The 11057-nt window shown below is 66.3% G+C and carries 11 protein-coding genes and 1 pseudogene; 7 read left to right on the top strand and 5 right to left on the bottom strand.

From position 1 onward, the window contains the following. Positions 1 to 125: 125 nt before the first annotated feature. A complete protein-coding gene (locus ACOJTD_RS11630) occupies positions 126 to 1127 on the top strand; it encodes a DUF1036 domain-containing protein (RefSeq protein ID WP_420133069.1) in 1002 nt (333 codons plus the stop codon). Next, a complete protein-coding gene (locus tag ACOJTD_RS11625; RefSeq protein ID WP_420133067.1) occupies positions 1124 to 1825 on the top strand; it encodes a pyrimidine 5'-nucleotidase in 702 nt (233 codons plus the stop codon). Before ACOJTD_RS11630 ends, ACOJTD_RS11625 begins: the two co-directional genes overlap by 4 nt. A gap of 70 nt (positions 1826 to 1895) precedes the next feature. Here the strand turns inward: ACOJTD_RS11625 and ACOJTD_RS11620 are convergent, their stop codons facing one another. Then, positions 1896 to 2243 (bottom strand): GIY-YIG nuclease family protein, encoded by a 348-nt coding sequence (locus ACOJTD_RS11620; RefSeq protein ID WP_420133068.1) that lies wholly within the window; start codon positions 2241 to 2243, stop codon positions 1896 to 1898. A 217-nt stretch (positions 2244 to 2460) separates the two neighbouring features. On the opposite strand from ACOJTD_RS11620, the gene dapD reads away from it, so the two are divergent. The 3 genes from dapD to dapE are packed head-to-tail and all read left to right on the top strand — an operon-like array spanning position 2461 to position 4967. After that, positions 2461 to 3306, top strand: coding sequence for a 2,3,4,5-tetrahydropyridine-2,6-dicarboxylate N-succinyltransferase (dapD, locus tag ACOJTD_RS11615; RefSeq protein ID WP_420133066.1), 846 nt, complete (start codon positions 2461 to 2463; stop codon positions 3304 to 3306). A 27-nt stretch (positions 3307 to 3333) separates the two neighbouring features. Then, positions 3334 to 3807 carry a DUF805 domain-containing protein gene (locus ACOJTD_RS11610; RefSeq protein ID WP_420133065.1) on the top strand — a complete coding sequence of 158 codons (474 nt, stop codon included), beginning with the start codon at positions 3334 to 3336 and terminating at the stop codon, positions 3805 to 3807. Continuing rightward, on the top strand, positions 3807 to 4967 hold the full coding sequence (dapE, locus tag ACOJTD_RS11605; RefSeq protein ID WP_420133064.1) for a succinyl-diaminopimelate desuccinylase: 1161 nt from the start codon (positions 3807 to 3809) through the stop codon (positions 4965 to 4967). Before ACOJTD_RS11610 ends, dapE begins: the two co-directional genes overlap by 1 nt. Positions 4968 to 5113: 146 nt before the next feature. Here dapE and truA read toward each other — a convergent pair whose 3' ends face one another. From truA to def, 3 genes are all read right to left on the bottom strand, one after another. Continuing rightward, on the bottom strand, positions 5114 to 5851 hold the full coding sequence (gene truA / locus ACOJTD_RS11600) for a tRNA pseudouridine(38-40) synthase TruA (protein WP_420133063.1): 738 nt from the start codon (positions 5849 to 5851) through the stop codon (positions 5114 to 5116). Positions 5852 to 6064: 213 nt separating this feature from the next. After that, positions 6065 to 6997, bottom strand: a complete 933-nt coding sequence (gene fmt, locus ACOJTD_RS11595; RefSeq protein ID WP_420133062.1) for a methionyl-tRNA formyltransferase — start codon at positions 6995 to 6997, stop codon at positions 6065 to 6067. Between the two features lie 77 nt (positions 6998 to 7074). Further along, positions 7075 to 7602: a peptide deformylase gene (gene def, locus ACOJTD_RS11590; protein WP_420133061.1), complete on the bottom strand. Its 528-nt coding sequence runs from the start codon at positions 7600 to 7602 to the stop codon at positions 7075 to 7077. Between the two features lie 149 nt (positions 7603 to 7751). On the opposite strand from def, the gene ACOJTD_RS11585 reads away from it, so the two are divergent. Then, positions 7752 to 8996 carry a DNA recombination protein RmuC gene (locus ACOJTD_RS11585; protein WP_420133060.1) on the top strand — a complete coding sequence of 415 codons (1245 nt, stop codon included), beginning with the start codon at positions 7752 to 7754 and terminating at the stop codon, positions 8994 to 8996. Positions 8997 to 9303: 307 nt separating this feature from the next. Beyond that, complete coding sequence (locus ACOJTD_RS11580; protein ID WP_420133059.1) at positions 9304 to 10677, top strand: AmpG family muropeptide MFS transporter; 1374 nt, start codon at positions 9304 to 9306, stop codon at positions 10675 to 10677. Between the two features lie 112 nt (positions 10678 to 10789). On the opposite strand, the pseudogene ACOJTD_RS11575 reads toward ACOJTD_RS11580, so the two are convergent. Next, positions 10790 to 11057 (bottom strand): annotated as a pseudogene (locus tag ACOJTD_RS11575) (hypothetical protein); the annotation flags it as partial.

Here is an 11057-nt window from a genome sequence, read left to right as displayed (position 1 = left end):
CGACTGAGCGGACTATCAACTGGCACCGCCCTCATCCTGAGGAGCGCGCCCATAGGGCGCGCGTCTCGAAGGATGGCCGCGTGGCTACATGGTTCGAGACGGCGCGCTACGCGCGCCTGCTCACCATGAGGCAGTGCTTGCTGCTGGCGAGCATAGCGCTCACGTTGCTGTCTGTGAGCACCACCGCCGCCCGCGCCGATCTCAAGCTGTGCAATCGCATGAGCTACGTGATCGAGGCGGCGATCGGGATCGACGACAAGGGCTCGACCGCGACGCGCGGCTGGTTCAAGATCGATCCGGCGCAGTGCCGCGTCGTGCTACAAGGCGCGCTCACCGCCGATCGCGTGATGCTGAACGCCCGTGCGCTGGCGCTGTATGGTGCCTCGCCGCTTCCGCAGAACGGCACCGACCGGCTGTGCGTCGCCGCCGACAATTTCGTCATCGCCGCCGCCCGGCAGTGCCGCAGCGGCCAGACGCTCGCGGCCTTCACCGAAATCAAGCCGAGCCAGAACGACGACGGCGACCTGGTCGCGTATCTGGCCGAAGACAGCGAATACGACGACGAGCAGGCGCGGCTCGCCGGCATTCAGCGCCTGCTCGCCATCGCCGGCTACGACATCACACCGATCGACGGCGTCGACGGGCCGAAGACGCAGGCCGCGCTCACGACTTTCCTGCGCAAGAGCGGCCTGAAGGCCGACGCCGCCAATGCGCCGGACTTCTTCGACACGCTGATCAAGGCGGTGGAGGCACCATCCGCGACCGGGCTGACTTGGTGCAACGACACCAAGAGCCGGGTGATGGCGGCGGTCGCCGAGGACGACGGCAAGACCATCACCAGCCGCGGCTGGTACCGGGTCGAGCCCGGCAAATGCCTGCGCCCGGACCTCTCCGCGCAGCCGAAGCGCGTGTTCAGTTTCGCCGAAGCGGTCGACGACAATGCCCGTCCTGTGCTGATCAAGGGCAAGGCGCTGAACTGGAGCGGTGCGACGCTGCTGTGCACCCGCGACAGCAAATTCGAAATCAGCGAACAGGGCGACTGCTCGGCGCGCGGCCTCAATGCCGTCGGCTTCGCGCCGGTCGATCTCTCCCGCGGCGGCCAGACAATCAGGTTCACCAATCCATGATGCAGCTCGGCCAACGCGGCTTCGATCACGTCGAGACCTGGGTGTTCGATCTCGACAACACGCTGTACCCGCACCACGTCAATCTGTGGCAGCAGGTCGACGTCCGCATCCGGGACTTCGTCGCCGACTGGCTGAAGGTGACGCCGGAGGAGGCGTTTCGCATCCAGAAGGACTACTACAAGCGCTACGGCACCACGATGCGTGGCATGATGACCGAGCACGGCGTCAGCGCCGACGATTACCTGGCCTATGTGCACGCGATCGATCATTCGCCGCTGGAGCCGAACCCGGCGATGGGCGAAGCGATCGCGCAGCTGCCCGGCCGCAAGCTGATCCTGACCAACGGCTCGGTCGCCCACGCCGGCAAGGTGCTGGAGCGCCTCGGCATCGGCCATCACTTCGAAGCGGTGTTCGACATCGTCGCCGCCGAGCTCGAGCCCAAACCCGCCGCCCAGACCTATCACCGCTTCCTGACGCTGCACGGCGTGGATCCGGCCAAAGCCGCGATGTTCGAAGACCTCGCCCGCAACCTCGCGGTCCCGCACCAGCTCGGCATGACCACGGTGCTGGTCGTCCCCGACGGCAGCCAGCAAGTGGTCCGCGAAGACTGGGAACTCGAGGGCCGCGACGCCGCCCATGTCGATCACGTCACGGATGATCTGACGGGGTTTTTGGCGGGACTACGCTCGCCGAAGTGAGGCAGCAGCTAGCCGCGCAACCAAGGTCATCGCCCGCGTAGGCGGGCGACCCAGTATTCCAGGGAGCCAGTTAGGTCGGCCCGGCGATCTCCGGGTATAGGTCGTTCCAATTCGGGTTGCGCTCTTCGATAAGCCGCACTTTCCAATCGCGCGGCCATTTCTTTAGTCGCTTCTCGCGCCGGATCGCATTCTCGATATCGTCGAACACCTCGAAGTAAACGAGCCGGTCGACGCCGTAGCGCTTGGTGAAGCCAGGCACCTCTTTCAATTTGTGCTCGGCGATGCGCCGAACGAGATCGTTGGTCACCCCGATGTAAAGCGTCCCGCCGATGCGGCTGGCGAGGATGTAGACGTAGAATTGCCGTTGCACGTGCCGGCCCCCCAGATCTGACGCTCTGGCATACTGGGTCGCCCGCATACGCGGGCGATGACGACTGAGAGTGTTGAGATGCCGTGCGTCCGATGAAGCACAAGGCGCTGCCCCGCCCTCCCCCATCATCGCCGGCGCTTGCGGACGACCCAGTATCCCAGGGCAGTAGGTTTAGGGGCGTCCACTGGGCTGCGCCTTGACTCCAGAGCGACGAATCCGGACAACACCCGGCAAATTCCCCTGAATCCCGCCCAAGGACCTCCCGATGTCGCTTTCCCATCTCGAATCCACCATCAACTCCGCCTTCGACGCGCGTGACAATGTCACCGCGGCGACCAAGGGTGAGGTTCGGGAGGCGGTGGAGCAGGCGCTGGAACTGCTCGACAAGGGTGAGGCGCGGGTTGCGGAGCGCGCGGCGTCGGGCGCCTGGACGGTCAATCAGTGGCTGAAGAAGGCGGTGCTGCTGTCGTTCCGGCTCAACGACATGAGCCCGATCTCCGGCGGTCCCGGCGGCGCGAACTGGTGGGACAAGGTGCCGTCGAAGTTCGAGGGCTGGGGTGAGAATCGCTTCCGCGAGGCCGGCTTCCGCTCTGTGCCGGGCGCGATCGTGCGCCGCTCGGCGTTCATCGCCAAGAACGTCGTGCTGATGCCGTCCTTCGTCAATCTCGGCGCGTACGTCGACGAGGCCACGATGGTCGACACCTGGTCGACGGTCGGATCCTGCGCGCAGATCGGCAAGCGGGTGCACATCTCGGGCGGCGTCGGCATCGGCGGCGTGCTCGAGCCGCTACAGGCCGGCCCGGTGATCATCGAGGACGATTGCTTCATCGGCGCGCGCTCGGAAGTCGCCGAGGGCGTGATCGTCCGCAAGGGCGCGGTACTGTCGATGGGCGTGTTCCTCGGCGCCTCGACCAAGATCGTCGACCGCGAGAGCGGCGAGATCTTCGTCGGCGAAGTGCCCGAATACGCCGTGGTGGTGCCCGGCATGATGCCCGCCAAGCCGCTCAAGAACGGCAATCCAGGCCCGGCCACCGCCTGCGCGGTGATCGTCAAGCGCGTCGACGAGCGCACTCGCTCGAAGACCTCGATTAACGAATTGCTGCGAGACTAATCGCCTGACCACGCTCGGGAGGCGACGATGGATTGGACGACGCTGCTGTTCAGTTTCAAGGGCCGGATCAACCGCGCCAAGTACTGGCTGGTCAGCCTGCTCAACGTCGCCGCCTGGATGGTGTTCGGCAGCATCGCGCTGATCTGGCTCGGCGGCCTGGATTCCGACAACCTGTTCCGTTTCGCCGGCGGTGCGTTGCTGATCTGGGCGGTAGCCATCGCGCTCAGCATCGCCGGCACCTGGGCGTTTCTCGCCACCGGCATCAAACGCCTGCACGACCGCGACAAGAGCGGTTGGTGGATTGTGCTGTTCTGGTTCGGGCCCGGCCTCGGCGGCGGTTCGGGCACGGCGATGGGCGACAGCAGCGCCAATCTGGCGCTGTCGCTGATCGGCTTCGGCATCGCGGTCTGGGGCTTTGTCGAACTCGGCTGCCTGCGCGGCACGCGCGGGCCCAACCAATACGGCCCCGATCCCCTGGAGCCGCAAGGCGCTGTGATCTGATGACGACACCGACCGCTCTGTCGATCGCGCAGGATCTGCTGCGCTGTCCGTCGGTGACGCCAGCCGACGCCGGCGCGCTCGGCGTGCTCGAGCGGCTGCTCGGCGACGCCGGCTTCACGGTGCACCGCGTCACGTTCTCCGAGCCGGGCACCGCTGATATCGACAATCTCTACGCCCGGATCGGCGACAGCGCGCCGCATCTCTGCTTTGCCGGCCACACCGACGTGGTGCCGCCGGGCGAAGCCGGCGCATGGACACACGGCGCGTTCTCGGCCGACGTCGCGGACGGACTGCTGTATGGCCGCGGCGCGGTCGACATGAAGGGCGGCATCGCCTGTGCGGTGGCGGCCACACTGGACTATCTGGCGGCGAATGGCGGCAAGCCGAAAGGTTCGATCTCTTTCCTGATCACCGGCGACGAGGAAGACGTCGCGGTCAACGGCACCGTCAAGCTGCTGCAATGGGCGGCGGAGCGCGGCGAGCGCTTCGATCACTGCATCGTCGGCGAACCGAGCAATGTCGAGGCGATCGGCGACACCATCAAGATCGGCCGCCGCGGCTCGCAATCCGGCGTGCTGATCGTCGAGGGCACGCAGGGCCACGTCGCCTACCCGCACCGCGCCGCCAATCCGGTGCCGGATATCGCCAAACTCATCACCGCGCTGAACGACGAGCCGCTCGACAACGGTTCGGCGCAATTCCAGCCGTCCAACCTCGAATTCACCTCGGTCGACGTCGGCAATCCGGCCACCAATGTGATCCCGGCGCAGGCGCGGGCGAAGTTCAACATCCGCTTCAACGATCACCACACGCAGGACACGCTGAAGGCGCTGGTCGAGCAGCGCCTCGCCACCGCCTGCGGCAATCGCATCCGCGCGCGGATCGAGTGGCTGCCGTCGAACGCCGATGTGTTCGTCACCAAGCCCGGCGCCTTCACGGACGTCGTCAGCGGCGCGATCGCCGAGGTCACCGGCCGCACCCCCGACCTCAACACGGGCGGCGGCACCTCGGATGCCCGCTTCATCGCGAAATATTGCCCGGTGGTCGAATTCGGCTTGGTCGGCCAGACCATGCATCAGATCGACGAACGCACGCCGGTCAGCGATCTCGATCAGCTGACCGCGATCTACCGCGGCGTGCTGGAGAGATACTTCAAGTAAACGACATCTCATTTGTCATTCCGGGATGCGCTGCGAAGCGGCGCAGGCCCGGAATCCATAACCACTGTCGGTGAGTACGGATTCCGGGCTCGCGCTACGCGCGCCCCGGAATGACGAACGAGAGGTTTGCCCGAAGACGTCGGGTCTCAGTAATCCACCTGCATCAGATACAATCCCTCCGGCGGCGCGACCGGGCCGCAGGCGGAGCGTCGCTTCGCTGCGAGTGCCGCAGCAAGATCGACGGCGGTCCAGCGGCCTTCGCCGACCCATACCAGCGAGCCAACCATCGAGCGCACCTGGCTGTGCAGATAGGACCGCGCGTTGGTGATGATATCGACGGCGTCACCGTCGCGCAGCACATCCAACACGTCGAGCGTCTTCTCCGGAGAGGCAGCCTGGCACTCGGTGTCGCGGAACGTTGTGAAGTCGTGTTTGCCGATTAGCACCTGGGCGGCGTGATGCATCGCGTCGGTGTCGAGCGGCTTTGGTACGCGCCAGACCTTGCCGAGATCGAGCGCCAAATTGGAGCGGCGATTGGCGATGCGATAGCGATAGTGCCGGCGGATCGCCGAGAACCGCGCCTCGAACGTATCCGGCACGACCTCGGCCGCCAGCACCGCGATCGGATTCGGCCGCAGATGCGCGTTCAGCGCGTCGCGGAGTTTGTCGGCGCGGAACGGCTTTGGAATATCCACATGCGCCACCTGCCCGAGCGCATGCACGCCCGCATCGGTGCGGCCGGCGCCATGCACCCGCACCGCCTCGCCGCAGGTCGCTAGCGCAGCCGCCTCCAGCGCGCCCTGCACCGAAGGCAGCGCCGGCTGCAACTGCCAGCCGCAATACGGCGCGCCGTCATATTCGATGGTGAGTTTGTAGCGGGGCATTGCTTTCTTCTGTTGGCGCGGCTGCATCTTGGCCGCAGCGCAACAACACACAACCACGTCATCGCCCGGCTTGTCCGGGCGACCCAGTATTCCAGAGCATTAGTTAGCAACAATGAGCGCTCTGGGATACTGGGCCACCCGCTTTCGCGGGTGGTGACGGCCGGAGTGGGGGTGCGCCTTGCCTCAGCTCTGCTGCGTGCGCTGACGCGCTTCCTAAATCACCCGTACGCCCTTCGCGATCGGCGTGCCGCGCAAGAATTCTTCGGCGCTCATCGGCTGCTTGCCGGCGCGTTGCAGCTGCGTCACGCGAAGCGCTCCATCGGCGCAGGCGATGGTGAGGTCTTCGCCGATCACCTCGCCCGCCGCACCGCTTCCGTCAGCAAGCGCACAGCGCAGCACCTTGATGCGCACGGGCTGGCCCTCGATCGGGAGTTCGAACCAGGCGCCAGGAAACGGCGACAGCCCGTGGATGTGGCGCAGCACTTCGCGCGCCGGCCGGGCGAAATCGATCTTGGCCTCGGCCTTGTCGATCTTGGCCGCGTAGGTGACGCCGTCCTCGGGCTGCTTGGTGAGCTGCAGGCCGCCACGCTCCAGCGCCGCCATCGCCCGCACCATCAGGTCGGCGCCGAGCTGCGCCAGCGCGTCGTGCACATCGGTCACGGTCATGGCGTCGGTGATGGCGATGCGCTCGGCCATCGCGACGTCGCCCGTGTCGAGGCCGGCGTCCATCTTCATCACCATCACGCCGGTCTCGGCGTCGCCCGCCATGATGGCGCGGTTGAGCGGCGCCGCGCCGCGCCAGCGCGGCAGCAGCGAGCCGTGCAGATTGTAGCAGCCGAGCGGCGGCGCATCGAGAATCGGCTGCGGCAGGATCATGCCATAGGCGACCACCACGGCGGCGTCGGCCTCATGAGCGCGGAAGTTCGCCAGCGCTTCGTCGGTGCGCAGTGTCTTCGGCGTCAGCACCGGGGCCTGCAGCCGATGCGCGGCCAGCGCCACGGGGCTTTCCTGCAGCTTCATCCCGCGCCCGGCCGGCTTCGGCTCGCGCGTATACACCGCCGCGATATCGTGGCCATGCGCCGCCAGCGCCATCAGCGTCGGCACGGCGAATTCGGGCGTACCCATGAAAACGAGGCGAAGCGGCATGGCGTGGATCCCGGAAAGGTCTGGGCTGACGGAGGGCTGAGCGCCGCGACGCGTCGACCTGCCGGCTGCGCGAGCGCTCAGACGTATTTGATGCCGCGCTTGGCAGCCTTCTCGAACTTGCGGACCACCATTGCCTTCTTCAGCTTCGAGATGTGGTCGACGAACAGGACGCCGTTGAGGTGATCGATCTCGTGCTGGATGCAGGTCGCGAACAGGCCGTCGGCGTCCTCTTCCTTCACATTGCCGTCGAGATCCATGTAGCGGATCCGCACCGTCTTGGGCCGCTCGACCTCGGCGTAGTATTCGGGAATCGACAGGCAGCCTTCCTCGTAGACGTTCAGCTCCTGCGAGGCACCGATGATCTCCGGATTGATGAAGGCCTTCGGCTCGCTGGCTCCGTTGCCCTCCTTGCGGACGAGATCCATCGTGATCAGCCGCACCGGCTCGGCGATCTGAATCGCCGCCAGCCCGATGCCGGGGGCGTCGTACATGCTCTCGAACATATCGTCCGCAAGCTTGCGGATCTCGCTCGTCACTTCGGCGACGGGCTTGGAGATTTCACGCAGCCGTTTGTCGGGCAGAATGATGATTTCGCGCAGGGCCATGGCGGCGATTTAAGACGCGGCGGCGGCCCGGTCAATCCGGCGCGGCCCGGAGGCGCTGCCACTTTCGGCCCGACCGGCGCTTAAAACTTGATTCAGATTATTGTTCTCTCTTCGTTCGCATAGACGATTCCATCTGCTAGGGTCTGTCCATGAACGACGTGCTGTTTGTATTGGGCGACACACCCGTCACCATCGGCGCCGCGCTCGTCGGTATGGCTGCGATGGCGCTGCTGGTGCTGATGGCGATCGCTGCCGTGATCGCGCGCGGGCTACAGGGGGGCAATGCCGCCACGCTGGCGCAAGCCCGCCGCGCGGCCGAACTGGAGCAGCGGCTGTCCGACCTGATCCGCTATCAGAGCGAGGCCAACGGCCGGGTCGATGCGATGGGGCGGGCGCTGGCCGGCCGCCAGGCCGAAATGGCCAAGGCGATGAGCGAACGGCTCGACAGCGTCACGCATCGGTTCGGACATTCGCTGACGCAATCGACCCGCTACACCATGCAGAGCCTGCAGGCGCTGCACGAGCGGCTCGGCATCATCGATCGCGCCCACGACAACCTCACCGAACTCACCGACCAGGTGACCACGCTGCGCGACGTGCTCGCCAACAAGCAGGCGCGGGGCGCGTTCGGCCAGGCGCGGATGGAGTCGATCGTGCAGGACGGGCTACCGAAAGGCGGCTACGCGTTTCAATACACGCTGTCGACCGGCAAGCGGCCGGACTGCGTGGTGCTGCTGCCCGACCAGCGGCCGCTGTGCATCGACGCCAAATTTCCGCTCGAGGCGGTGACGGCGCTGCGCGAAGCGCGCAGCGATGCGGAGAAGAAAGCCGCCGCGCAGCAGCTGCGGACCGACGTGATGCGGCATGTCGACGATATCGCCGGCAAGTACCTGATCCCTAGTGAGACCCAGGACACGGCGCTGATGTTCGTGCCGTCGGAGTCGGTCTATGCGGAAATCCACGACGGCTTCGACGACGTCATTCAGAAAGCCTATCGGGCGCGCGTGGTGCTGGTGTCGCCGTCGCTGCTGATGCTGGCGATCCAGGTGATGCAGCAGATCCTGAAAGACGCGCGGATGCGCGACGCCGCCGATCAGATCCGCACCGAGGTGCTGCACCTCGGCGACGATCTCGCGCGCTTGCGCGAACGCGTCACCAAGCTGCAGACGCATTTCGGGCAGGTCAATGATGACGTCCGGCAAATCCTGGTGTCGGCCGACAAGATCGAACGCCGCGCCGCCCGAATCGAGGAACTGGACTTCGCCGCGCCCGAAGCCGCTACGTCGCCCGCAGCGCAGGCCTCGGCCTCAAGTCACGAGGCGCCATTGGCACCGGAGCGCACCGAACTGTTCGGCTCCCGCGCCTTCAAGATCGACGAGGTCGCGTCGACCTGAGGCCGTTCCCCATAAAGATCGTCATCACCCGCGAAGGCGGGTGAACCAGTATCCCAGAGCGTCGATTTCTTTCGCAAATCGGCCGCCTCGGGGATCCGCTTCGCGCCACAACTGGCACACAGGCTACTGGGTCGCCCGCCTTCGCGGGCGATGACGGGTGATGGTGGGGTGCCGCTTCGGACAACATGGCCGTTCAGGCAACGTGCCCGCGAGCCTTAGACGCGAGCGTGGATGCCGCAGCCACAGTCGCCGACGCCAGCACCGCTGGCGGAATGCTCGGCGCCCTCGAATCTGCTACGAGCCGGCCATGACCTCTGCAGAGAACCCGCCTCCCCCTTCGGTTGCAGCCAGCGCCCCGCCCAAGCCGAGCTGGCGGGAGGCGTTTGCGGTGTATCTACAGCCGCGTGTGCTGATCGTGCTGTTTCTCGGCTTCTCGTCGGGGCTGCCGCTGGCCCTGTCGGGCTCGACGTTGCTGGTATGGATGCGGGAATCCGGCGTCGATCTCGGCACCATCGGGCTGTTCGCGCTGGTCGGCACGCCCTACACGCTGAAATTCATCTGGGCGCCGCTGGTCGATGCGCTGCACGTGCCGCTGCTGTCGCGGCTGTTCGGCCGCCGCCGCGGCTGGCTGATCGCCACGCAGCTGTTGCTGATCGCCGCGATCCTGCTGCTGGCGCTGACCGACCCGGCTCACGCGCCAGTGTTCGTCGCGCTCGGCGCGCTGCTGGTCGCCGCCGCATCGGCGACGCAGGACATCGTGGTCGATGCCTTCCGCGTCGAGAGTCTGCCGGAGAACGAGCAGGCCGCCGGCATGGCCTCATACGTCGCCGCGTATCGCATCGGCATGCTGATCTCGACCGCCGGCGTGCTGTTCCTGGTCAGCGCCTACGAGACCACCGGGGTAACGCGCGCGACCGCCTGGATGTGGGGCTACGTCACCATGGCGGCGATGGTGCTGATCGGCACCGTGACGGCGCTGCTCGCCACCGAGCCGGAGTCCTCGGTCCGCGCCGAAGCCGCGACCAGCGGCGAGAGTGCCTTCACCCGCGTGATGCGCGCCGCGGTCGGGGCGTTCTCGGAGTTTCTCGGCCGCAAGGATGCGCTGGCGGCGCTGGCCTTCGTGGTGCTGTTCAAATTCACCGACGCATTCTCGGGTACGATGACGGCGCCGTTCGTGATCGACCTCGGTTTCACCCGCAACGACTACGCGGCGATCGTCAAAGGCGTCGGCCTTGCCGCGACGCTGATCGGCGGCTTCGCCGGTGGCTATTTGGCGCGGCGCTATTCGCTGGTGACGAGCTTGTGGATCGGCGCGGTGCTGCAGGCGGTGTCGAACCTGGCATTCGCCTGGCTGGCGACGGTCGGCGTCAATCAATGGGCGCTGGCGCTGGCGATCTCGGTGGAGAATTTCACCGGCGCGATCGGCACGGTGATCTTCGTCGCGTACTTATCGGCGCTGTGCCAGAACCCGCTGCACACCGCTACGCAGTATGCACTACTGACGGCGCTGTCGGCGGTGGGACGAACCTATCTGTCCGCGGGCGCCGGCTATGTGGCGCAGGCAACCGGATGGCCGCTGTTCTTCATGATCAGCGTGGCGGTCGCGGCGCCGAGTTTGGTGCTCCTCGCATGGCTGCAACGTCGGGGGCATTTCGCAGCGCTGGGACCGGTGAGAGTGTGAAGCAGACGCCTCACCGCGTCATTGCGAGCGAAGCGAAGCATCCAGAGGCAGTGCACGGCGCTGGATTGCTTCGCTGCGCTCGCAATGACGGCTTACATTGGCGGCCTGCCGCTTACTTCACCAAGCTCCATTTGGTGACGACCGCTTCGCTGTACTGCCCGGCCTCTTCGGCGCAGGCGACCGCGTCGACTTTCAGCGAGACCTGCTTGCCGAGGTGGGATTTGAGTTGCGCCGCCTGGGCGTCGCCGGCGGGGACGATCTGGAAGGTCTCTGGGCCATTCTCGAGGTTGCACAGCCCGGCCGGCGGCGGCAGCCGGCGCGGCTCGCTGACGAGCTGATACACCGGCCCCTTCTTGGCCTTCGCTTTCGACCGCATCGCG

Origin of the sequence: Rhodopseudomonas sp. (genome assembly GCF_048594845.1) — a bacterium.
GTDB lineage: Bacteria > Pseudomonadota > Alphaproteobacteria > Rhizobiales > Xanthobacteraceae > Rhodopseudomonas.
The sequence above is the reverse complement of the archived record's forward strand: the minus strand, read 5'-3'. Positions and strand labels throughout refer to the sequence as shown.